The sequence below is a fragment of the Bradyrhizobium sp. I1.14.4 genome, assembly GCF_050435825.1.
In the GTDB taxonomy this organism is placed as follows: Bacteria; Pseudomonadota; Alphaproteobacteria; order Rhizobiales; family Xanthobacteraceae; genus Bradyrhizobium.
This window is the reverse complement of record NZ_JBNDLA010000005.1, coordinates 294416-317695: the sequence shown is the minus strand read 5'-3', so window position 1 is coordinate 317695 and position 23280 is coordinate 294416. Positions and strand designations below refer to the sequence as shown.

The window sequence follows — 23280 nt, the reverse complement described above, 5'->3', positions numbered from 1 at the left end:
ACCTAGTCTTCATCATCTTGGGGCGGCCGCGGCGCAACCGGGGCCCGCTGCATCTGCTGCGGCGCGCGTGGCCGCTGCATCGTCTGCGGCTGGGGTGCGCGCCCCTGCGTTTGTGCCTGTTGCTGCGCATTCGACTCGAACACCGCGCGGCAGGAACTGCCAAGCAGCGCCGTGTTCTGCCGCAGGCAGGCGACGATCCGGTTGGTATCGGGAATCTGATCGCTGCACAGGCGCATCACGTCGGGCGTGCACGCCATCTGCTGTTCCCAGGTGCCGCGATACTCTTGCGACAGCGCAGGCGCCGCAGCGCCAAGGCCGCCGATCGCGATCGCCAAGCTCAGGACAATCCGCTCCGTCTGCATGTCCAGTGCCCTTGTTCGATTTGAGTTCGACTTGATCCGCGCACGCGCGGGTTCCGCGCAGCGATTTGCTTCAAAAATTGCAAATGAATGCGGCCAAGGATCGTTCAACAATCGTTCTTGCAGACAACTAAATGTGAAGGCGAATGAACCCGAGTTCCCTATTCGACCTTGCCGATCTTCTTCACTGCGGCGATCAACCGCGCGCTGTCGTCTGCAACAAATCTTGAGAACTCCGGCGCGTCCATTAGGCGACCGGACTGCAGCGGTCTGCGGGGGCGAGCGGCAATGCGGCAACAGCGCGCAGGAGTTCACGGCGATTCATCGAGAGTTTCTCCCCAGTCATCTTTCTGGCGATCGCAGCCGATCGCGATGCCACGGTCAAAGCCGCGGGTTGTCCGCATGGCGCAAGAGCGGGATGTGACGGATCGCGCGGCCTGCGGCCTCGCCCGCGCGAGGAATTGCGATTTCGGCTGAGCGCGGCTCTCTAATTATTTGCGCTGGGCGCGGCTCTATTTGCGCTGGGCGCGGCTCTCTATTTGCGCTGGGCGCGGCCCTTGGCGAAATGCTTCGCGAGGAAATCCGCCAGTACCTCGACGCGCGCGGGCCGCGGGCCGCCCGGCGGGGTGACGAGATGCACGGCGCCTTCGGGCTGCTTCCAGCCCTTCAGGATCACCTCGACTTCGCCGCTAGCGATCGCATCGCCGACGATGAAGTCGGGCAGATCGGCAATGCCGAGCCCGGCGAGCAGCGCGGGCATCACGGCCTCGCCATTGTTGACCCGCAGCTGTCCGGCGGGACGCACACTCGCCTGCTCGCCCGACGCGTTGGCGTAGTGCCAGACGCCCTGGGTCGAGAGATAGGCGTAGCCGAAGCATTTGTGCTCGGCGAGATGCATCGGATGGGTCGGCCGGCCGTAGCGCTTCAGATAGGACGGCGCCGCCACCGTGTAGCGCGGCATGCCGCACAGCCGCCGCGCGATCAGCGAGGAATCCGGCAGCCGTGCGATGCGCAGGCCGGCATCAAAGCCCTCGCCGATCAGGTCCACCGTCGCGTCGCTCAGGTGCAGATCGATCGCGACCTCCGGATAGACCTCCATGAACTCCGGCAGCAGCGGCGCCACCGTCTTGATACCGAAGCTCATCGGCACCGCGAGCCGCACCAGCCCGCGCGGCGTGGTCGATTGCGCCAGCGCCTCGTTCTCGGCAGCCTCGCCGTCGGCCAATAGCCGCGCCGCGCGCTCCGACAATTTCTGCCCGGCATCGGTCAGCGCCAGCCGCCGCGAGGTGCGGTTGAACAGCCGCGCGCCAAGCCGCTCCTCCAGCCGGCTGACCGCCTTCGACACCGTCGCCTTGGACAGCGAGAGCTCGGTCGCGGCCGCTGCAAACGACCGTAATTCCATGACTTTTGCGAAGATCGCGAGCGCCTCGAAGTCGGGCAGTTTCGACATGGGCAGTTGTCCTGATTGCTCAATAATGGAAACAATGAGTTTCAATAGTTTCTATTTCTATACCACAGCCGGAGGCATATCCAAGTGCCATCAAATTCAACCGATGGAGAAATCCAATGACCAAGAAGCTTTCCGGCAAGGTTGCCCTCGTCACCGGCGGCTCGCGCGGTATCGGCGCAGCCAGCGCCCGCGCACTCGCCGCGGAAGGCGCCAACATCGCGATCAGCTACGTCGCCTCTCCCGAGAAGGCCGAGGCCGTCGTCGCCGAATTGAAGGGCAAGGGCGTCAACGCCCGCGCCTACAAAGCCGACCAGGCCTCGTCATCCGATGTCGATCAGCTGGTGAAGCGCGTTGCCAAGGATTTCGGGCGGCTCGACATCCTCGTCAACAACGCCGGCGTCGCCTCCGGCGGTGCGGTCGACGATCCCAAGGCCGACACCGCGACGCTCGCCCGCCAGGAGGCGATCAACATCGACGGCGTGATCACCGCGATCCGCGCTGCTTCGAAGTTGATGAGTGAAGGCGGCCGCATCGTCACCGTCGGCTCCATGCTGGCCGATCGCGCCTCGTTCCCGGGCCTTGCCGACTACGTTGCCACCAAGGCGGCCGTCGTCGGCTACACCAAGGGCGCGGCGCGCGACCTCGGACCGCGCGGCATCACCGTCAATGTGGTGCAGCCCGGCTCGATCGACACCGACATGAACCCGAAGGACGGCGGCGAGTTTGCCGAGACGCAGCGCTTGCAGCACGCGCTGCAGCGCTTCGGTCGCCCGGAGGAGGTCGCCGCAGGCGTCGTGTTCCTGGCAAGCCCGGAAGCCTCGTTCGTGACCGGCACGGTGCTCAACGTCGACGGCGGCTTCGGCGCCTGATCGCAAGTTTTCCGGAGACGCCGGGTGCAAGGCCCGGCCCTCCTCAACATCAAAATCAAGGGGAATGACCATGATCGAACTCAGACCATTCGCTGAGCTTGGCGGTGCCGACCACGGCTGGCTGAAGGCCAAGCACCACTTCTCGTTTGCCAGCTACTACGATCCCGACAATGTCAGCCACGGCGCGCTGCGGGTGTGGAATGACGACGAGATCGCGCCCAATTCCGGCTTTCCGGCACATCCGCATGCCAACATGGAGATCATCACCTATGTTCGCGAAGGCGCGATCACGCATCAGGACTCGCTCGGCAACAAGGGACGTACCGAAGCCGGCGACGTGCAGGTGATGAGCGCCGGCAGCGGCATCCGTCACTCCGAGTACAATCTGGAGCCGGCGAAGACCAAGATCTTCCAGATCTGGATCGAGCCGACGACGAAGGGTGGTCATCCGACCTGGGGCTCCAAGCCGTTCCCGAAGGCGGACCGCTCGGGCAAGCTCGTCACCATCGCCTCGGGTATTGACGGCGACAACGACGCGCTGCCGATCCGCGCCGATGCGCGGGTGCTCGCCACCACGCTGAAGGCCGGCGAGAGCGCGGAATACGTCCCCGACAAGGCCCGTCACCTCTATCTGGTGCCGGCGGCCGGCAGCGTCGAGGTCAACGGCGTGCGCGTCAATGCACGCGACGGCGCCGCGATCCGCGACGAGGCCAAGCTGAAGATCACCGCGCTCGAGGATGCCGAGCTCGTCCTGGTCGACGCAGCGTAACGCACAACTCCCTCCATCATCATGGCCGGGCTTGTCCCGGCCATCCACGCCCAACCGCGAGGAAGACGTGGATGCCCGGCACAAGGCCGGGCATGACGACCGATTGTCCAACTCCCCTACCCAACCCCAAAGGAGGCCATCATGGCCAAGGTTCTCGTCCTGTATTACTCCGCCTACGGTCACATCGAAGCGATGGCGAACGCCGTCGCGGAAGGCGCGCGCGAAGCCGGCGCCACTGTCGACATCAAACGCGTGCCCGAACTCGTGCCGGCCGAAGTCGCCAAGGCCTCGTATTACAAGCTCGACCAGGCCGCGCCGGTCGCCAAGATCGATGATCTCGCCAACTATGATGCGATCATCGTCGGCACCGGCACCCGGTTCGGCCGCATGGCCTCGCAGATGGCGAACTTCCTCGATCAGGCCGGCGGCCTGTGGGCCAGGGGCGCGCTGCACGGCAAGGTCGGCGGCGCCTTCACCTCGAGCGCGACCCAGCATGGCGGCCAGGAGACCACCCTGTTTTCGATCATCACCAACCTCCTGCATTTCGGCATGACGGTGGTCGGGTTGAACTACGGTTTTGCCGGCCAGATGAAGCTCGACGAGGTCACCGGCGGCGCGCCCTACGGCGCCACCACGATCACCGGCGGCGACGGCAGCCGCCAACCCAGCGAAAACGAACTCGCCGGCGCGCGCTACCAGGGCCGCGCAATCGCGGAGACCGCCAAGAAGCTGCATGGCTGAGGTCAGCGGCCGGACTTCGCGCCGGACTGCATGATCGACGCGATAAGGGCGGCATTCTCGCTGGAGATTGCCGTCCCAGCTGCTGCTTTGGGAAGCACCGGTTCCCGAGGTCACCACACCTAATTCGTGATATGCCGCAATGCTTCTTGTCGGAGCAGCCCCGAGGTTTGCCATGACCAACGCACCGAAGACCCGCTGGCCGGAACTGCCGACCGCGGCGTGGCGTGACAGCTGTGCCACGCTCCAGCTCTTCACCCAGATCGCCGGCAAGATCCGGCTGGCGAAGTCGCCCTGGCTCAATCACTCATGGCACGTCGCGCTCTATGTCACCGCGCGCGGACTGACGACCTCACCGATCCCCGACGGCGACCGCACATTCCAGATCGACTTCGATTTCATCGATCATGTGCTACGCATCTCGACCAGCGACGGCACCGAGCGGCAATTCGCGCTCGCTGGGCGATCGGTCGCGAGCTTCTACGTGGCAATCATGGCCGACTTGAAGGCGCTCGGCGTCGACGTCGCGATCGACGAGATGCCGAACGAAATCGCCGACCCGATCCGGTTCTCGCAGGATACGCAGCATGCCTCCTACGATGCGGACTCCGTGCACCGTTTTCACCAGATCCTGGTCAATTGCGACCGCGTGTTCAAGCAATTCCGCACCGGCTTTCTCGGCAAGGCAAGCCCGGTGCATTTCTTCTGGGGCAGCTTCGATCTCGCGGTGACGCGGTTCTCCGGCAGGACGGCACCGCGGCATCCCGGCGGCGTGCCGCATCTGCCCGACGAGGTGGCGCACGAAGCCTATTCGCATGAGGTCAGCAGCGCCGGCTTCTGGCCGGGCGGCGGCGCCATCGACTATCCTGCCTTCTATTCCTATGCCTATCCAGAGCCTGCGGGCTATCGCGGCACGCCGGTCCGGCCTGACACCGCGTTCTTCAGCGAGGCGCTCGGCGAATTCATCCTGCCCTATGACGCCGTGCGCGCGGCGGCCGATCCGGACAAGGCGCTGCTCGCATTCCTGCAATCGAGCTATGAGGCCGCGGCGGTCAACGCGAACTGGGACCGCGATGCGCTTGAGTGCGCGCCGGGCCAGCCGGGCGTGGTCCGCGGGATCTAGCACCGGCGCGGTGACGCGTCCCGCCAGCGGTTCACTCGTCTTCGCGCGAAGGCTCCGACTTTCCGAGCAACGTCTTCAGCCGCGCTGAGAGTTTCGGATAGCGACGCAGCGCCAGCACGGCGCGGTCACGCAGCGCGTGAGGCCGCCCGCGCCGGCTCAAGGGCGCACCGAGATCGACCAGCGGCATCCGCTGCGGTCCGAACCGCCGCTTGTAGCTGTAATTGCCAATCGAGAAATCGAACTCCCGCACGCCGTCTTTGTGCAGCGCTTCGATGGTGCGGTCGATGATCAGCCGGCCCGGAGAACACACCGACCATTTCTCGCCGGCATTGCTGATGCGGATCATGACGTAGCGCGAGCCGGTGCGGATGCCGAGCAGCGTCGCCACCACTTCGTTGCTGGTCGTGAGTGCGGTCATCACCGCATAGCGGCGGTCAGTGCCTTCGCGCACGAGGTCACGATAGAAAGCGGTGCAGTCCGCATTGTCGAGAACATAGTTGAGTCCAAGACCGAGCAACCGATCCCCTTGCTGCACTTCCGTGACCGAAAGAAGGTCCAGCGCCTCGTCGGTATCGGCAGCGAATTTGAAGGCCGCGGACGGTTCACGCGTGAATACGCGCCAGCTCCGTCCCAACTCCTTGCGAACCTTCCGGTCCAGCTCGTAACGCCAGGCGTCGTAGTCATCGCCGATGGTCAGCAGATTGCCATTGACGACCGACGGCCCGACGCCATCGAGCAGCGCCAGCGGATTGGCACGCGCCGCGAGCTTGAGCGGCATCTTGCGAAAACGAATAAGATCGGCTCCGCCGTGCGACTGGCGCAGCGCGGCCTGCAGATCACGCCAAAACTGCCATGCGCGACGTCGTCGCGCGGCGCAGCGGGGCCGAGCAGCGGCGCGTTGAAATCGGTGAGGTTGAGGTCGGCGAATTCGATGATGCGGAGGCCGCCCTGCCGGTTGCAGATCAGCGGCAACAGCGCGGCCCGCTCGCCGGTCGCGGCATCGCGGACAAGTGCGATCAGCGGCGAGACACCGTCGGTCGACGCGAAGGCCCGATACCACGACGCATACCATTGCGGATGCTGGAACGCAGTGAGCGGCTCGAATGCACCCCAGCGGGCGACCGCCTGCGCCCAATCGGAAACCAGCTCGACGCGATAGCCGACCGCATAGGAAGCGACCCGCGCCCCGAATTTCTCAACCGCTGTCGTCAAGACCGTCATGTCAGCACCTGCACCTGCGACCGGCAAGCTCGCTTACGCCGCCTCCAGCGCCGCCTTGGGCAGGTCGACGATCCTGCCGAGATCACTCTCGTCGAGGCGGAAGTCGATCGCGCGCCGCACGGCGCGTTCGCGCTTCACCCATTTGCCGTCACGCAGCAGCTTCTGCATCACCTGCTTGGCGAAGAAGGCCGGGCCTCGGATGCTGCGGCTGCGCGGCCTGTAGCCGAAGCGATGACGCAGCATGCCGTTGGCGAGATGCAGGATCTGGGCACGACGGATGTCGTCGTTCACATAGGAGATCGTCATCGAGATATTGACCGTGTCGAGGTTCTCGACACGGTGCGGCGCATTGAGCGGCCAGTTCAGCATCTGGCCGGGTTCGAGATCGATCACCTGCGCATGCCAGTCGTACCAGGACTCGTAGGGGATATCGACCTCGACGTCGAACAGCGCGATGTTCTCGAGATGCTCGGGCCGGATAAACGGCTGCGTGTTGGGATAGATGTAGACCCGCTTGCGGCCGGCGATCTGAACCAGGCCCTGCCCCGGCAGATCGGCGTGGTAGTAGACCTGCGCATCGGGCGACGAAATCAGGATGCCGGCCTGATGGGTCGGCGCGTCGAAACCGGGAACCTTGGCCGCGATCTCGCCGAACATCCGCTCGATCATGTCGCGGTAGCGGCGATCGACTGCGGTGACGTTGCGCAGATTCAGCCACAGGCCGCCGCGCGAAATCGCCTCGATCACCTGCTGGCCGCGCAGCCTGCCGATCTCGCCCTCGCGCCAGACGCGGCTCGAACCCTTGGCGCCGGTCTTGACCAGGCTGTAATGCTCGCGCGGATAGTGCTCGATCAACTTCGCGAGATCGTCCATCGAGAACGCCGGCTGCTTGTGCATGGTGTGCTCGAGCCGGATCGGCTGATGACTCCAGAGCTTGGAATGGTTGTCATCCCAATTCGCGAAAATCTTGCCTATCGTCATCGTCGCGCTCCTGGCTGCTGCGCCGTTTCGCTTCATCCGATGTCCTGTTCCGGGACGAGCGGGCAGCTCTTGAGCAAGGATTGGCAAGATCGGTGCCGTCGCGTATGCGCGCGGGGTTACCCAACGCTAATGTCTCGCCGATATGGCTAGCCGCGCCAGTTCCGGAACCGTTCGCCAAGACGAACTACCAAGACCAACTACCAAGACCAACTACCAAGACCCGTCACCAAGACCATCTGAGCGCGATGACTGAAGAACCCCGATATCGTGCGCTGTTCCTTGGCGCCGGGCCGCAGATGCACTGCGGCGTCGGGCAATTCACCCGCCTGCTGCAGGAGACGATCGAGAAGATCGAGCCCGGCGCTAACAGAGCGTTAACCCTGACGCAGACCGACGGCACGATCGCCGAGATCTGGCGCGCGGTCGGTGCCGCTGACAGCGTGGTCTGCAACTTCCCGATCGTGGCCTGGAAGCGCGTGATCGCGCGACCGCTGCTCGCGCTTCTGTTCGCCCGGCTGCGGCGCCGCAAAATTGTCCTGATTCAACATGAATGGGCCGGCCTCAACGGCATCCGCCGGCTGACCTACATCCCGGCGCTGTGGCTAGCCAATACCGTCGTGATGTTCTCGCCGCTGGTCCGCCGCGAACTCGCCGACGATCCGATCATGCGCGGCATGGTGCGGAAATGCGTGCTGGCGCCGCTGCCACCGAACATCGCCGCGCCCGCCGGCTTCGCGGATTCGATGCTGTTGCAGCGGCTCGTCGGCGCGCGCAGCAACGGCCAGCTCATCGTCGGGCATTTCGGCTCGATCTATCCCGGCAAGCAGCCGAACGGATTGCTCGAGATCGGCGCGATCCTGAAACAGCGGGGCTTGCGGCCCTTGATCGTCTATGTCGGCTCCTTCATTCGCGGCACCGACAACATCGAGCAGAAGTTCTACGCCCGCGTCGCCGAGCTGGGGTTGAAGGGCGACGTGATCGTCTCCGGCTATGTCGCGTCCGATCACGAAGTGTTCGGCCTGCTCGGCGAGATCGACGTGTTCTGCTATTCGTTGGCCGAAGGCCTCACGGCGCGGCGGTCGAGCATTCTGGCCTGCGTGCAGTCCGGCCGGCCGCTGATTGTCACCGGCCCGGCGCTGCCGGACGAATTCGACCACCATCCGCGGTTCAAGGAGCTGATCGACCGCGGCGCCATCCTGCTGGTGCCGCGCGACGCCGACAGTGCGGCCTATGCCGACCGGATCGTCACAGCGCTGAAGCGGCCCACCGTGCCTATGCCGTTCGACTTCGATGGCTGGTGGACGGACGTCGCCAGCGCGGTCCGCGCGCAGCTCTAGGCCCGCATCCGGAACCGGGCGAGATAATGCAGCCCAAACACCGCGATCAGGAATGTCACCCAGATCGTGTCTGCGCGATCGAGGAAAAAGCTCTCCATCGACGACAGATAGAGGCCGAACAGCCAGATGCGCAGGAACAGCATCGTCAGCGGCGTGTCATTGCCGCCGAGATCCGCGGCCTGGAAATCACGAAACGGCTTGATGACAACAGCCGCAATCAGCAGCACGAGGCCCGGCAGACCGGTGCCCAGCGCGGTGTCGAGATAGCCATTGTGGCTATGCGAGGCGTAGCCCGCCCACTCCTTGCCTTCCTGCAAATTCTGGATCGCGTTGGTGCCCCAGAAGGATTCAAAGCCGTAGCCGGTCCATAGCCGCTGGTGCAGCGAGTCGAGCGCAAAGGCCCAGATATCGGCGCGGCCGGTGAAGGAGGTGTCGAGCGGCATCCGGTCGGCGATCGCAGCCAGCGTGTCGCTCATGACGGTGCCGACGCTGAACAGATTGAGCAGCACCAGCGGCGTCAGCAGCAGCAGCGCGCGGCCCCAGAGCGAGCGGATCACCGCCATCAACGCGGTCAACATCAGCACGGCGACACAGAGCACGATCGCGCTCTTGCCGGCGGTGAAGAACAGGAACACCGCGGCGAGCGCCGTTACGGCGATGCCCGACAGCCAGCCGCCGGCCTGCATCAAATAGATGCCGAGGAAGATCAACATCGCCATCATCGCGGCGGCGACGTTCTTGTGGCCGAACACGCCGCGCCAGTTGCCGGCGAGCGCAGGCTCCTGCGGATCGGTGGCCTGATGGATCGACAGATGCGGCGCCAGGAAAACGCCGAGATAGCAGGTGACGAGCAGGACCAGCGCGGCAATGCTGAACCAGCGCATCAATTCGCCCTGCGACTTTGGCAGCAGCAACAGCGCCGCCGTCACCATGATGACGAACACCGAGAGTGCCAGCCGGCGCAGCGAGGTGGCCGGATCGAACGACAGAACGACAGTGACGCATATCCAGCCCGCGAACAGCAGGAACGCCGGTGTCAGCAGCGATGTCAGCGCCGGCAGATTGTCGCGCAGGGTCAGCGCCAGCATCGCGACCATCAGCACGCCGAACAGGCCGTAGAGAAACGCCTCGCGGCCGGAGGTCACCTCGCCGACATGGAAGCCGCTCAGATCCTCGAACGGATGCAGCGAGATCCAGACCAGAAGCAGGATGCCGATGAAGAACGCGCAGCGGACGATATCCATCACCGGCCGGCGCGCGATGTCGGCGATCAACGCCCGGCTTTCCGTGGTGACGGACAAATCGCTCACGAGGCGATCTTGGAGGCCGCGTAGGGCTGCGGCTCGATGCCGAGCACCGCAAGCGCGCTACCGACGGCAACCACCATCGGATGCATCGCGATCACGGTCTGATGTTCGCGCAGCACGATGCGCGTGAAGCGGTACAGCGAGAACGGTACCAGGCCGAACATCTTGGCCTTCACGGCCGCGCGCGACCACATGGTCTGAGCAGCCTTGCGCTCGATGTGATAGTTGATCGCGCCGATCCGCAATCCCCGCCGCACGATCCAGCCGAGATTGGTCCGGGTCGAGGGAACGGTCTCGCTGACGACGGCCTCCGTCACCCAGAAGAAGCGGAAGCCCGCGCGGCGCGCCCGCGCGAAGAAGTCATGATCGCCGCCGCCGAGGAAGTTGAAACGCAGGTCGAAGGCCGGATCTCCGAGCCGCTCGAACACCGCGCGCCTTATCAGGCAGTTGCCGCAGCCGTAGATCACCGGGACGGGGCCGCTGGCATGATAGGCCGGCGCGAATGCCGGATGGCGCTTAAGCCCGCCCTTGTGCTCGTCATCGAAATTCGGCCACGCCGGCCCGCCGATGATCTCGGCGCCGGAGGTCTCGGCCGCCTGCACCATCCGCTCCAGCCAATCCGGCGAGGCGACCTCGTCGTCATCGATCATCAGAAAATTCAGGGCGTTCGGGAATGTCTCGAGCGCGGTCTCGAACGCCGCGTTGATTGCCTGACAGTTGCCTTGCCTGGGTTCGACGATGCAGACGCCGCGGAGCTTGCCGGAATTGATAAACTCGGCCGCGACCGGCGCGCTCTCGCAGTGCGCGGCGTCGTTCTCGACCACCACAACCGCGAAGCTGCGCCCGGTGCGCTGGGCCGCAACGGATTCCAGCGTCAGCCGCAAGTGCTTCGGCCTGCGGAAGCTCGGAATGCAGATAACGGTTTCGACGGAGCAATCGAGCGCAGGTGAAGTCGTCACCCAGGCGCGGTCAGCTGCAGCAAGCTCGGTCGACATCTCCATGCCCTCCTGGCAATCGCGATCCGCGCACCTTCCCGGCACGGATCGGAATGGGACATGGCCGTCCCAAAGTGACCGACACAGGCGGCAATACGGACGCGGAGCGAACGTTACGGCGACCTCATGGCAAAATCCGCTCCAGACGAGACACGCGTTACCGCAACTACGTCGCAAGGTTAATTTGAAGTCTAATGAAGCGATTTTGCTGAAATAGAGGACCGCGCGAGCGCTGCCTTGTGATCCGCCACGCCGTTAGCGAGCCTTTAGGGTTAAGAGCCCCTCGCGCGCGGGCGGCGCGCGCTCCGCGTTCCGGGTGGCATCCAATTTGCTGATAGACCCATAAATCGATCGTCGATCCGATCGCAGCAACGCAAAAATCGCCTGAGGTTCACCTTGAAAGCGCTCGACCTCGTCACGCTCGGCACCAAGCACGTCCGCAACGCCTTCTCGGAAGAGCTTTACCTGCATACCGGACGCGACGTCACGCGCCCGGCCGCGATCTTCGCGGAGGTGGTCGAACGCTGCAATTACAAATGCCGTTACTGCGACTACTGGCGCCGCCCGAACTATCGCGACGAGATGACGATCCCGGAGTGGCAGCGCGCGCTCGCGAGCCTGAAGGAATTCATCGGCGCCTATCATGTCGAGTTCGCCGGCGGCGAGCCTTACGTCAAGAAGGGCTTTCTCGATCTGCTGCGGTTCTGCCGCGACAACGACATCCATTGGGGCGTCACCACCAATGGCGGCGCCTATCTCAACAAGAAGATCGTGGCGCAGACCGTCGAAGCGCACCCGTTCAACATCAACATCTCGATCGATTCCACCGATCCGAATGTCCACAATTATTCGCGCGGCGTCGAGAACTCGCTGAACGACATCGTGGCGGGCATCCGCAATGTCGCCGAGCAGCGCCGCGCCGAAGGCCTGGACTTTCCGATCATCATCAAGCCGGTCGTGCACAAGCTGAACTTCCGCCGCCTGCCCGAAATGGTCGACTGGATCCAAGAGATCGGCGCCACCGCGCTGAGCTTCCAGCCGGTCGAGCAGGGCACACAGGAGGTCGAGGACGAGCTTTGGATCGGCGAGAGCGAGATCGACGATCTGATCAAGGTCCGTGACGAGCTGTTGCGTTTGAAGCGTGCGGGCGCGCCGATCCTCAACGGCGAAGCCGTGCTGCGGGCCTGGCCAAACCATTTCCGCCGCGAGAAGGCGCCGAAGGAAGTGATGCCCTGCCGCGTCGGCATGCGGAACTACTTCATCCGCTCCGACGGGCGTCTCGAAGTGTGCTGGTTCTTCAAGCCGATCGGCAATGTCCGCACCCAGACCGCACGCGAGATCTGGTACGGCGAGGACGCGCAGGCCCGCCGCAAGGAGACCATCGCTTGCGACAAGCTCTGCCTGTTCACCTGCCTTGCGCAGCGCACGCTGCAGGACAAGCTGAAGATGGGCCTGACGCTGCTGACCAACACCAAGGTCGCCTGACGCAGCAACGAGAAGCGCAAAGGCCCGGTCAGTCAGAGGACGGACCGGGCCTTTGCTTGAGGGGATGGCCGGCAGCCGGTCAGCCCGCAAACAATTTGCGGAACAGGCTGGCGGATTCCGGAATCCGGCCGCTGTCGATCTGCGTCGGCCACAGGCCGTCGACATCGAAATAGGCCGCATAGGCGATTGCGGCCTGGTTGGCCGCGAACCAGTCGTGCATCTGCTGCACGAAAGTGGCGTTGTCGCCGGACTGGCCGACGCCCCATTCCGGATAGCTCATCAGCTTGCCATGGCCCAGCGCGAACGCGCGCTGCCATTCCAGGCCGAACGGCGCCTTGAGGTAGGAATTGGTCCATCGCTCCGCCGCGCCGCCTTCCGATTTGAAGTCGTAGACGTCGAGGCCGATGTAATCGACAACGTCATCGCCGGGATAGGCGGCGTCAGCCGGCATGTCCTGAAGTCCCCAGCCCGGACACCAGTCGAACTTGAAGTTGCCGGAGCGAGCGCGAAAGATCGCGACCACGTGGCGGAACGCCTTGATGTAGTCGTCCTCGCGTCCCCTGGCGAACCAGCCCATGCTGGAGATGTTCATCTCCCAGCCGAGGCGGATGATCGCCTTTGGATGTGACCCGGCGATTGCGCGCGCGGCCGCCTTGAACTCGGCGTCATGCAGCCCGCCGGCGACATCGGCGAGCGGCGTACCGGTGATGGTGAGCGGCACCGACCAGACCACATTGCGCGCCGGATTGAGCTTCTTCCAAAGCCCCGGCACCCAGTCCAGCTTGTGAAAGTCCTCCCAGCTGTTCTGGCCGTAGAAGTCGACACCTGGCACGGACGAACGCGGCCGATTGAGCCATTTCTCCCAGGCCTGTAGCACGTGCTCGCGGCCGGTCTCGCCCCAATTGACGAAGGCGCCGGCGAACCGCGCCGAATTCGCGCCGAGCAGCGGCCGGGCTGCCGGCGCGGCCCACGCTGGCGGTGGTCCGCTGACCGCGAGCGCCGCGATTGCGAGGGCTCCACGTCGCGTGATTCCACGATCAGTTGGCATCGCGCGCTCCGGCCGACTCACACGCGGCGCGCGTACCAAAAGCGCACAGCGCTGACAGCAAGGGTGTCTCGAAATGGACTGATAATGCAGCCGGCCATTCGGCCATGCTGCCTACCCATCGGAAATGCCACCGAATCTGCATACGCACCCACCTGCGCCGACCGCATCGGCAATCGAGGAACCAGCACTGCAATATCCGGGCAAGGTCGCGATCCAGCGGCAAAATCGCGCAGCCGAACGATGACTTCCGATCCGTTGACCGCCGCGGCGCGCCGCCATTTACCAATGCTCAACCATCAGGGCCGCCGACGAGGCGGTCAAAACACTCCGGCACCGATCTTGCTGACCTGAGGCTCAGGACAAGTCTGGCGGCAGCGATGTTCCGCCTTGAAACGGCGTCGCTGGAGAGAATTACGAGATGAACCCCGTGGCGTTGCTGACCCCGACCTATGGGCGCGATCTGGAAATCTGCACGCTGCTTTGCGAAAGCGTGGATCGCCACGTCACGTCCTTCTCCAAGCACTATCTGCTGGTCCCGGATTGCGACCTGCTGCTGTTCGCGCCGCTCGCAAGCGAGCGCCGCATCGTCATTCCGGCCTCGTCCTTCCTGCCCGACTGGCTGCGGCCGCTGCCGCGCATGATCCAGCGCAAGCGCCGCCAGTTCTGGTGGTCGCTGCGTGCCAAGCCGGTCAACGGCTGGCACGTGCAGCAGATCCTGAAGATCGCGGCGACGATCTCGTTGCCCTATGAGCGGTTCTGCATCCTGGATTCCGACATCGTATTCTTCCGCGATTTCGATCTGGCGCGCTTCCAGTATCCGAACACGATCCCGCTGCTGAAGATGGCGGATGCCGTCACCGCCGACCAGCCGCGCCATTCGCGCTGGCTGGGAACCAGTCACCGGCTGATCGGCCTGCCGACGCCGCCCTTCCCGGCGCCGGATTTCATCGGACACATCATCTTCTGGGACAAGCAGACCACCCGCGCGCTCGCCGAGCGCATCGAGACGGTCACCGGCATGAGCTGGATCGAGGCGCTGTGCCGGACCCGCGAGTTCTCCGAATATCTGCTGTACGGCTTCTTCGTCGAAAACGATGAGGCATCCGCGCTGCGTCACTCCGTCGTGCCGAAGACGCAATGCGTCAGCTATTGGGATGATCCGACCTTGAGCAAGGACGAACTCACCCGGATGCTGCTGCGCGCCAACAAGGACGACGTCGCGTTCTCGATCGCGTCCTTCTCGGGCACGCCGGTCGCGACCATTCGCGAGGTCGTGGCCGAGAGCGACGCCATCCTGGCGTCGTCGGCGGCCACGAGGCCGGCGGAGCTTGCCGCATCATGCTGATCGGACAGGCCAGCATCAACCTGTCCGCCAACGTCCTTTCGGCGTTGCTCGGGCTGCTGAGCGTGGTCATTTTCACGCGGCTGTTCGCGCCGCATGACTATGGCGTCTACCTGCTGGGCACAGGTTTCGCTTCCGTCATTTCCGTCTTCCTGGTCGGCTGGTTTCGCAACCTGATCCTCAGTGGCCATGCCCGCAACGACGGCACCGACATCCGCGGCCTCGTAGCGTCGGGCTATCTGATCTCCTGCCTCACTGCGCCGTTCGCCTATCTGCTGGCGCGTCTCGTCGGCCTCGATGCGACCGCCGCGCTGGCCGCCGTCGTTCTCGCAATTGCGATCGGCCTGTTCGAGCTGACGCAGGACCTGCTGCGTGCCAGGTTGAAAGCGCTCTCGGTGATGAAGGCAACGCTGCTTCGCGCCGGCGCCCTGCTCGGCTTCGGCGTTGTCGTTGCCCTGCTCGGCCCGACCGGCGTCCTGCTGTTGCTCGCGGCCGCCTCGGCCTATCTCGTCGCCGTGCTCGTGCAGTCGCGCAGCGCGTGGCGCGGCACCATCATCAATTTTGGCCGCGCCGACCTGTGGTCGCTCGCCCGTACCGGCCTGCCGCTAACCCTGTCGCTGACGCTGCTTGCGATATCGAGCGTGACCGACCGCTTCATGATCGCGAACCTGATCGGCATGGCCGACGCCGGCAAATATGTCGCGGCGCTGGATCTGGTGCGCCAGACCCTGATGATGCCCGCGATGAGCATGGCCGCGGCCTTCTTTCCGATGGCCGTGCAGATCCAGGCCCGGCAAGGCGACGCCGCGGGCGCCATCAGGACGCATCTCGCCGATTGTATCGAACTGCTGGCCGGCGTCACGCTGCCGGCCTGTCTCGGCTTCGCCTTGATCGCCCCGCATGTCGCCAACATCATCCTCGGCGTCGACTTCCGCGCGCTCGCAAGCGAGATCATGCCGATCATCGCAGCCGCCGTGCTGTTCCAGGTGCTGACGCAGCAATATCTGCATGCGAGCTTCCTGCTGTCGGGACGCAACTCCTTCTATCTGATCAACACCGCCTCGATCATCGCTGCCAATGTGATCCTGTCCTACGTACTGGTCAGCCTCAACGGCACGATCGGCGCGGCCTGGGCGCGCCTCGGCGCCGACATCACGGGCTTTGCCTGCGCCCTGATCCTGAGCCGCTTCGCCTTCCGGATTCCAATCCCGCTCGGCCGCCTCGCCCTGATCGTCATCGCCGCGCTCGCGATGGCGCTCACCGTCGGCGCGCTGGACCGCGTCCTGCAACTTGCCGATCTGGCCGCCAGCATCGTGCTGGTCGGCGCAGGGTTCACCGTCTACGTCGCGCTCTGCTGGCTATTCGATATCGCGCGCCTGCGCGGCCGGCTGACGCGGGGCCTTCTCATGTTCCGTACCAAATTCGCAAACAGCAACGTTGGATGAGCCGATGACCAAATCCCTTGCGCTTGCCACGCGGCCTGCCCCGATCGCCGAACTCTCGATGCCCGCCCCCGCTGCAATCCATCCGGAATCGCTGCTCGCATTGCCGCCCGGCGAGGCCAAGCAGAGCCTGCTCACGGTTCACAGCATCCTCGAGGCCCGGCTGCCGGCCGGTTCGCTTGCGATCTACGAAGCCGGCGGCGGCTCAACCAGCTACCTGCCGCTTGGCGTGCTGCGCCGTGCGCACGTGACTGTCGTCGACATCGACGCCGATCAGATCCGCAACAACAGCTATGCGCAGGAAGCCGTCCTCGGCGACATCCAGACCTATCGCTTCCTGCCGCAGCGTTTCGACCTGATCATCTGCTACAACGTCATCGAGCACATCCCCGATGTGGAGGCCGTGCTGAGCCGGTTCTGCGAAGCGTTGAGGCCGAACGGGCTGTTGCTGATCGGCGCACCGAACCCGAAGTCGCTATCGGGCATCGTCACGAAATACTCCCCGCACTGGTTTCACGTCTGGTTCTACCGCTACGTCCGCGGCGAGAAGCAAGCCGGGATGCCGGGCGAGGCGCCGTTCCCGACCCATTTCCATCCGCTGGTCACCCTCGACAAACTCGAAGCATTCGTGGCCGCCCGCGGACTGCAGGTCATCTATCGGAAGAAATACGAGAGCCCGCGCTATCCCGAGATGCGCCGCCGCAAGCCGATGCTGGCCGCGGTGATCGACGCCGCGGCGAAGACGATGAACGCAGTGTTGCCGGGCAAGATCGACGTCCGGCACGGCGACTATCATGTGATCTTGCGGAAGCTTGGGCAATGAACGCATTGTGGTCAGAAGCGAGGGTCAAGGTCCGCCACCGGCTGGCGATGCATGTGCAGGTCGAGCGCTTCCGCCTGAACAATGCCACGCCGATGGTGACCTTCACCTTTGACGATCTGCCGAAGAGCGCGGCGACGTTCGGCGCCGATATTCTCGAATCCTACGGCGCCCGCGGCACGTTCTACGTCTCGGGCGGACTGGTTGGGCTCGACGCCCCCGATTGGGCGACCGGCAGCGCCGACGACGTCGTCTCGCTGCATCGCCGCGGCCATGAGGTCGGCTGCCACACCTTCTCGCACCGCCGCGCCTGCGACCTCGACGAGACGTCGCTGGCCGCGGAGATCGCGCGCAACCGCACCTATCTCCATTCGCTCGATCCGACCATGCCGGTCGAGACCTTCGCCTACCCGTTCGGCTACGGCTCCTACGCGCGGAAGCATCAATTGAAGTCCGAATTCCGCACCTGCCGCAGCATCGTGCCGGGCGTGAACAGCGGCGAGGTCGACCTGCAATTCCTTCGCGCCATGCCGCTGATCGACCGGCAGATGTCGCGCGAACGGATCGAGGTGGCCTTCGCCGAGGCGGCAAGCATGAACGGCTGGTTAATTTTCTACAGCCACGACGTCGCCGATGAGCCGAGCCTCTATGGTTGCACGCCCGACCTGATGACCTACGCGCTGGAAGCGGCGGCGCGGCGGAATGTCCCTGTCTTGACCATGGCGGAGGCGTTCCGATGCGCCCGCGCTTAAACCCTTTGTTTGCCTTTCTGGTGAATAGTCGGCGAATGAGTATGGTTAATTTTTCGTGTTGCGTTTTTCCCGCGTCGTCCCGTGCGCGTTTCGTGGCCCGAAAGATAGCTCCTCAGCCGATGCGTGCGGCCATTCAGACGGAAGCTGGGGTCGATGCTTAGCTATGACCAGCCGATAGACCGGGCCAGGCCGGAGCCGCTCCGGGCCGCAATCCCGGCCGGCTTCAACGTGCTCGAGCTGATCCGGTTGTTGTGGGAGCGCAAGGTCGCGATCCTGTCGGCCGCCCTGCTCAGCGCCTGCATCGTGGTTGCGATCGGCAAGAGCCTGACACCGAAATACACCGCGGGCGCCCAGCTCTATGTCGACCCGCGCGAGCTGCAGCTCGTCGAACGCGAGCTGACCCCGCGCGCCCAGGACGTCTCCGGCCTTTCGATGGTGGTCGAGAGCCAGTCGCGCCTAATCACGTCCAACAACGTGCTGCTGCAGGTGATCCGCGACACCAACCTCGTGAGGGATTCCGAGTTCGGCGGCGGCACCGCGAGCAAGGGCCTGCTTGCCGCGTTGCTCGGCCTGTTCGGCATCGAACCGAGGACGACGGCGGAGCAGCAACAGCAGATCGAGATGAATACGCTCGACACATTGAACCGCCATATCAGCGTCAAGAAGACCGATCGTACCTTCATCGTCGACATCGACGTGTGGTCGCACGACCCGGTCAAGGCGGCGATGCTCGCCAACGCGATCGCCAAGGCCTATCTCACCGAGTCCAAGCAGTCGCAGGCCGAGGCTGCGCGGCGCGCCACCCGCGACCTGTCCGGCCGCTTGAAGGAGCTGCAGCAGCGCCTGCGCAATGCGGAAGAGGCGCTCGCGACCTATAAGGCGCAGAACAATTTCGTCGGCTCGCAGGACAATCTGCTCACCGATCAGCAGCTCTCGGTCGGCAACCAGCGGCTGGCCGCGGCGCGGGCGCTGACGCTCGATGCCCAGGCGAGGTATGATCAGATCGAGGCCAGCCGCCGGGGGTCGATGGACCCGGGAGCGACTTCAGAAGCGCTTCAATCGCCGACCATCGCCAATCTGCGCTCGCAATATGCCGATGTGAAGAAGCGGCAGGCCGAGCTGCAGGGCGAGCTCGGGCCGCGGCACCCGGCGCTGCGCCAGATCGAGCAGCAGGTCGAGGACCTGCGCCGGACCATCAAGGAAGAGATCGATCGCGTCGCGCTATCCGCGAAGAACGATCTGACCCGGGCCCGCGACTACGAGGCGTCGCTCAACAAGGCGCTGGACGTTCAGAAGCGCCAGAGCGTGCAGATGAGCCAGGCCTCGGTACGGCTGCGCGAGCTCGAGCGCGAGGTCGATGCCAGCCGCGACGTCTACCAGTCCTTCCTCAAGCGCTCGCGCGAGACCGAGGAACAGGAGAGCCTCAACACCTCGAGCGCACGCGTAATCGGCGATGCCACGATCCCGCAGCAGCGGACCTTCCCGCCTGCGATGAGCCTGCTCGCGATGATCGGCTTCATGTTCGGCGGGCTCGCCGCCGCAGCGTGGATCGTTGCCGCCAGCCAGCTGGCGCCCGGCGCCGATCCGATCCGGTCCAAGGTCCAGCCGAAGCAGGATGCCGCGCCGGAACGGCAGCCCGTCATCGCGAAGCCGAAGCCGCCCGTGAAGACACAACCCGCGGTACAACCCGCCGCCGTTATCATCGACAAACCCGTGGTCGAGAAGCCGCTGATTGCCGAGCTGCGGGAATCCGACGTTATGCGCACGCTCGGCGGAATCCTGGGCGGCAACAATCCCGCCGACGTCACGCGGTTCGGCTGGCCGACGCTGCGCACCAGTTCGGCGCTCGGGCCGTTCTCGAACATCGTGCGGCAGATCCAGGCGGCGCTGGCGGGGGCCACCTCGAGAGCCGTCCCGGTGCTGGCTGTGATCGGCACAGCCGACGATCCCGACCGCAGCGTGGTCGCGCTCAACATCGCGCTGGTCGCCGCGCGCGACGGCGCCCGGGTCCTGCTGATCGACGCGGACACGAGCGTCCACGCCCTGACCGACAGGGTTGCGCATCCGGTCCAGAGCAAGCCAAGCCGCCTCGACTGGCTCACCATCGGCAGCAAGGCATCCCGCGCCATCAATACTTCCAACGGCATTGCGATCCTGCCCGCGATCAAGGGCAATCCCGCCAAGGCCAGCGAGGCGATCCAGAAGGCGATCGCGCAAGCGCGCTCCGCCGGCGGCCACGACCTCGTCATCCTGGACGGGCCGCCGATGCTGTGGGGTGTGGAGGAACGGCGGCTGTTCGACATGGCCGACGGGCTGATCGCGGCGCTACCTGTGGATCGCGACATCAACGCGTCAATGGAAGACATCATCACCGCGCTCGGCGGCGCCGAGTGCAAGCTCGCCGGCGTCGTCCTCAACGAGCTCCAATCCACCGTCGCAAATCGGCAGCACGACAAGCAGTATGCGTGAGCGACGCGCCAGCCCCGCAGGCTTGTGTGCATCGCTCCTGCGACTGCGATCGCGAGTTGATCATCCAATGGCCCGGCTATCGATCCTCGCCATCTTCGCTGCCGCATCCATTGTGCTGTCGGTCACTGCCCGGGCCTGCCCCGTCTTGATCGAAAGTGTCCCGGCGGATCGGCTCAAGGCCTTGTCGCGCGGCGTCAATGCCGACGGCTGGATCGCCGATCCGCGGTCGGCACCGCCAAACAGCCTGCTGCTCGAGCTGCGCAAGGCCGGCATGACCCACATCCGACTGCCTGTGCCCGCCGACTTCATCATGCCGCGCTTCGCCGCAAAGGCGGAGATCGACAGCCGCCTGCACACCGTCGATACCGCGCTGAAGACCCTGCTCGCGCTCGGCTATGCCGTGTCGATCGACCTGCATTCCGGCGAGCGCTTCAACGCACTGCACAAGGACGATCCGCCCGGCGCGATGACCGAAATGAAGAGCGCCTGGACCGAGCTCGCGCGGCTCATGCAGCGCTACCCGTCCGATCGCGTCTTTGCGGAACTCCTGAACGAACCGGAGGTCGGTGCCGCGCAATGGCAAGGCGAAGTCCGGGAGCTGGGTGGTTTCATTCGCCGGTTGCTTCCGCGGACCACGCTGATCGCAGGTCCGGTCAACTGGCAGCGCGCAGACTCGCTGCCGGGCTTCACACCGCTCGACGATCCAAACGTCGTCTATGCCATCCACTTCTACGATCCGATGGTGTTCACCCATCAGGCTCATTGGGACCCGAATGAGCCGCTCCACGACGTCACCGGACTGCCTTATCCGGTCCGCGCCGACGATCCGAAGGTTCAACAGCTGCGGGAGCAGCTCACCGCGCTGAACCGGCGCAAGGCACTCGCGATGGTGGACCGCGCCATTCCCGATCGCGGCATCGACAAATGGCTCGAGCCGGCCGCCGCGTGGCAACGGCAATATTCCCGTCCGATCATCATCAATGAATTCGGTGTGCTCAAGGCCGGAGCGCCGCGCGACAGCCGGCTGCGCTGGCTCGCCGGCGTTACGGCCTACGCCCGGCAACAGTGCTGGGGCTGGACCCATTGGGAGCTGTCGCAAGGCTTTGGCCTCGCCGACGCCGTCACGGGCGAGGCCGACCGCGGGGCGCTGAAGGCATTGCTCGGCACCCGCTAACCGATCTGGTTAACCGGTTCTTACACAATGAGCGGCTAGATCGACGATGCGGGTGTGGCACGCCCATACGTCCGGTCACTTTAGGTCAGAGCCTGTGCGAGCAGAGATAGCCCCGCGGCCGCTGTTGGCCGGCGACCTCGTTCCTGCGCTCGGCATCGCCGTGGCATCGATCGCATTCGCGCCGATCATGCAGGCGGCCAATGCCGGGCTCGCGATCGTCGTCGAAAGCCTGATCGGCTGCGCCATCGTCCTCGCGGCGCCTGCCTATGCGCCGTCGATCGCCATCTTCATCATCTTCTTCCAGAATCTCTTCGTCTCGATTCTGTCGTCCTATGTGACGACCGAGCAGGAGATGGATTTCGTCAAGGGCTACAATTTCCTCGTTTGCGCGGTGATGTGGCTGGTGACGCTGGCGCTGTATGCGCTGCGCGAGCGCAAGCATTCTCCAGAGATCGACCGGGTCATGACATGGGGGTTGGTCACTCTCGCAACCGTGACGGCGTATTTCCTGCTCGGCGCCACACAGGATTCGCATGCGGCGCTCGTTTATCTGCGCAACATTGCGCTGCCGCTGTTTCTGTTTCAGCTGTCGCTACTGACGGCTGCAACCTTCGAAATCCGCGTCACGCCGTTCCTGGTGGCGGTGGCCGCGCTGCTGATCGTCTGCGGATATGTCGAACTGCTGTTCCGCGACTTCTGGCTCGATATCACCAACGGCTACACGTTCTGGCATTTCGACGAGCTCAAGGCGAGCCGCTCCGGGTCCTGGGAAGCCGAGATGCGCGCCACCGGCAACGTGCCGGTGGATTTGATCGACCGCTTCCGCTTCAGCTTTCTCAACAGCCCGTTGTTCGAAGATCTCGGGCTCTCGTCATTGCTGCGCATCTTCGGACCGAACATGAGTCCGATCAGCTTCGGTTACGGGATCGCTTTCTCCATCCTGTTCCTGTTCGCGGTCGGATATCGCTGGCTGGCGCTGGCCGCGATCCCGCTGCTGATCTGCTGCAGCGTGAAGGGCGCGCTCATCCTGGTCATCTTCGTCGCCCTGGCCTGGACGTCGACCTGGCTGCTCGGCGCCGCCCTCACGCTTGCCGTGGCGCTCGTCGGACTCGTGCTGTACGCCATCGCGGCGATCTATATCGGAATCCAGATCGGCGACTTTCACGTGATCGGATTCATGGGCGGCTGGAACGGCTTCTTGCAGAACCCGATCGGCCGCGGCCTTGGCGTCGGCGGCAATCTCTCCGAAGGTTACTTCTCGATCGACTGGAACGCCGCACAGCAGGCCGGCACCATCGACGGCGCCGTTGAGAGCGCCGTCGGCGTGTTGCTCTATCAGATGGGAATCGGTTCGCTGGTGCCGCTTGGGTTCTTCCTGGCGATGGCGCTGAAGGCCTGGCGCCTCTACGCTGCTTCCGGAATTCTCACGCAGGGGCTCGCCGCGTTCGGCACGATGGTGGTGCTGGTGAACGGCATCTTCCAGGAAGAAGCGCTGTTTGCGCCGCCGGCACTCGGGCTGTTGCTGTGCCTGACCGGGCTCGTGATCGGTCATCACTTGCGAACGCAAGGCGACGATCTGAAGGTCTAAGATCGATGGCG

General features: G+C 64.7%; 21 protein-coding genes. 13 read left to right on the top strand and 8 right to left on the bottom strand.

The window, feature by feature from the left end; genetic code table 11:
- Positions 1-2: 2 nt before the first annotated feature.
- Both ABIB78_RS13685 and ABIB78_RS13680 read right to left on the bottom strand, forming a co-directional pair.
- Positions 3-362: a hypothetical protein gene (locus ABIB78_RS13685; RefSeq protein WP_429025097.1), complete on the bottom strand. Its 360-nt coding sequence runs from the start codon at positions 360-362 to the stop codon at positions 3-5.
- 532 nt (positions 363-894) lie between these two features.
- Positions 895-1809: a LysR family transcriptional regulator gene (locus ABIB78_RS13680; RefSeq protein WP_429025095.1), complete on the bottom strand. Its 915-nt coding sequence runs from the start codon at positions 1807-1809 to the stop codon at positions 895-897.
- A 116-nt stretch (positions 1810-1925) separates the two neighbouring features.
- On the opposite strand from ABIB78_RS13680, the gene ABIB78_RS13675 reads away from it, so the two are divergent.
- The 4 genes from ABIB78_RS13675 (at position 1926) to ABIB78_RS13660 (ending at position 5308) form a co-directional block, all read left to right on the top strand.
- The gene (locus tag ABIB78_RS13675; protein WP_429025094.1) at positions 1926-2678 is read left to right on the top strand and encodes an SDR family NAD(P)-dependent oxidoreductase; all 753 of its coding nucleotides are present in this window, start codon (positions 1926-1928) and stop codon (positions 2676-2678) included.
- A gap of 70 nt (positions 2679-2748) precedes the next feature.
- Positions 2749-3447 carry a pirin family protein gene (locus ABIB78_RS13670; protein ID WP_429025092.1) on the top strand — a complete coding sequence of 233 codons (699 nt, stop codon included), beginning with the start codon at positions 2749-2751 and terminating at the stop codon, positions 3445-3447.
- A gap of 141 nt (positions 3448-3588) precedes the next feature.
- Positions 3589-4188, top strand: coding sequence for an NAD(P)H:quinone oxidoreductase (gene wrbA / locus ABIB78_RS13665; RefSeq protein WP_429025089.1), 600 nt, complete (start codon positions 3589-3591; stop codon positions 4186-4188).
- Positions 4189-4360: 172 nt separating this feature from the next.
- A complete protein-coding gene (locus tag ABIB78_RS13660; protein ID WP_429025087.1) occupies positions 4361-5308 on the top strand; it encodes a DUF5996 family protein in 948 nt (315 codons plus the stop codon).
- Positions 5309-5339: 31 nt separating this feature from the next.
- On the opposite strand, the gene ABIB78_RS13655 is transcribed toward ABIB78_RS13660, so the two are convergent.
- The 3 genes from ABIB78_RS13655 to ABIB78_RS13645 are packed head-to-tail and all read right to left on the bottom strand — an operon-like array spanning position 5340 to position 7510.
- Positions 5340-6086, bottom strand: coding sequence for a GNAT family N-acetyltransferase (locus tag ABIB78_RS13655; RefSeq protein WP_429025085.1), 747 nt, complete (start codon positions 6084-6086; stop codon positions 5340-5342).
- Positions 6002-6529 carry a hypothetical protein gene (locus tag ABIB78_RS13650; RefSeq protein WP_429025082.1) on the bottom strand — a complete coding sequence of 176 codons (528 nt, stop codon included), beginning with the start codon at positions 6527-6529 and terminating at the stop codon, positions 6002-6004. Before ABIB78_RS13650 ends, ABIB78_RS13655 begins: the two co-directional genes overlap by 85 nt.
- A gap of 33 nt (positions 6530-6562) precedes the next feature.
- Positions 6563-7510 carry a cupin-like domain-containing protein gene (locus tag ABIB78_RS13645; RefSeq protein WP_429025080.1) on the bottom strand — a complete coding sequence of 316 codons (948 nt, stop codon included), beginning with the start codon at positions 7508-7510 and terminating at the stop codon, positions 6563-6565.
- A 245-nt stretch (positions 7511-7755) separates the two neighbouring features.
- On the opposite strand from ABIB78_RS13645, the gene ABIB78_RS13640 reads away from it, so the two are divergent.
- Positions 7756-8847, top strand: a complete 1092-nt coding sequence (locus tag ABIB78_RS13640) for a hypothetical protein (protein ID WP_429025078.1) — start codon at positions 7756-7758, stop codon at positions 8845-8847.
- Here ABIB78_RS13640 and ABIB78_RS13635 read toward each other — a convergent pair.
- Positions 8844-10157 carry an O-antigen ligase family protein gene (locus tag ABIB78_RS13635; protein ID WP_429025077.1) on the bottom strand — a complete coding sequence of 438 codons (1314 nt, stop codon included), beginning with the start codon at positions 10155-10157 and terminating at the stop codon, positions 8844-8846. The genes ABIB78_RS13640 and ABIB78_RS13635 overlap by 4 nt on opposite strands.
- Positions 10154-11149, bottom strand: a complete 996-nt coding sequence (locus ABIB78_RS13630) for a glycosyltransferase family 2 protein (RefSeq protein WP_429025074.1) — start codon at positions 11147-11149, stop codon at positions 10154-10156. The genes ABIB78_RS13635 and ABIB78_RS13630 overlap by 4 nt, the downstream gene beginning before the upstream one ends.
- A gap of 396 nt (positions 11150-11545) precedes the next feature.
- Between ABIB78_RS13630 and ABIB78_RS13625 the strand changes: the two genes are divergently transcribed.
- Entirely contained in the window at positions 11546-12634 is a 1089-nt protein-coding gene (locus ABIB78_RS13625; protein WP_429025071.1) for a radical SAM/SPASM domain-containing protein, read from the top strand.
- Between the two features lie 79 nt (positions 12635-12713).
- Here the strand turns inward: ABIB78_RS13625 and ABIB78_RS13620 are convergent, their stop codons facing one another.
- On the bottom strand, positions 12714-13682 hold the full coding sequence (locus ABIB78_RS13620; protein ID WP_429025070.1) for a glycoside hydrolase family 26 protein: 969 nt from the start codon (positions 13680-13682) through the stop codon (positions 12714-12716).
- A gap of 418 nt (positions 13683-14100) precedes the next feature.
- On the opposite strand from ABIB78_RS13620, the gene ABIB78_RS13615 reads away from it, so the two are divergent.
- The 7 genes from ABIB78_RS13615 (at position 14101) to ABIB78_RS13585 (ending at position 23269) form a co-directional block, all read left to right on the top strand.
- Complete coding sequence (locus tag ABIB78_RS13615) at positions 14101-15027, top strand: DUF6492 family protein (protein ID WP_429025068.1); 927 nt, start codon at positions 14101-14103, stop codon at positions 15025-15027.
- Positions 15021-16469 carry a lipopolysaccharide biosynthesis protein gene (locus ABIB78_RS13610; protein ID WP_429025066.1) on the top strand — a complete coding sequence of 483 codons (1449 nt, stop codon included), beginning with the start codon at positions 15021-15023 and terminating at the stop codon, positions 16467-16469. The genes ABIB78_RS13615 and ABIB78_RS13610 overlap by 7 nt, the downstream gene beginning before the upstream one ends.
- A 4-nt stretch (positions 16470-16473) precedes the next feature.
- The gene (locus ABIB78_RS13605) at positions 16474-17289 is read left to right on the top strand and encodes a class I SAM-dependent methyltransferase (RefSeq protein WP_429025064.1); all 816 of its coding nucleotides are present in this window, start codon (positions 16474-16476) and stop codon (positions 17287-17289) included.
- Positions 17286-18038: a polysaccharide deacetylase family protein gene (locus ABIB78_RS13600; RefSeq protein WP_429025061.1), complete on the top strand. Its 753-nt coding sequence runs from the start codon at positions 17286-17288 to the stop codon at positions 18036-18038. The genes ABIB78_RS13605 and ABIB78_RS13600 overlap by 4 nt, the downstream gene beginning before the upstream one ends.
- Positions 18039-18191: 153 nt before the next feature.
- On the top strand, positions 18192-20507 hold the full coding sequence (locus tag ABIB78_RS13595; protein ID WP_429025059.1) for an exopolysaccharide transport family protein: 2316 nt from the start codon (positions 18192-18194) through the stop codon (positions 20505-20507).
- A gap of 67 nt (positions 20508-20574) precedes the next feature.
- Entirely contained in the window at positions 20575-21681 is a 1107-nt protein-coding gene (locus ABIB78_RS13590) for a glycoside hydrolase family 5 protein (RefSeq protein WP_429025057.1), read from the top strand.
- A gap of 94 nt (positions 21682-21775) precedes the next feature.
- On the top strand, positions 21776-23269 hold the full coding sequence (locus ABIB78_RS13585) for a hypothetical protein (RefSeq protein WP_429025054.1): 1494 nt from the start codon (positions 21776-21778) through the stop codon (positions 23267-23269).
- The last annotated feature ends 11 nt before the right edge of the window (positions 23270-23280 follow it).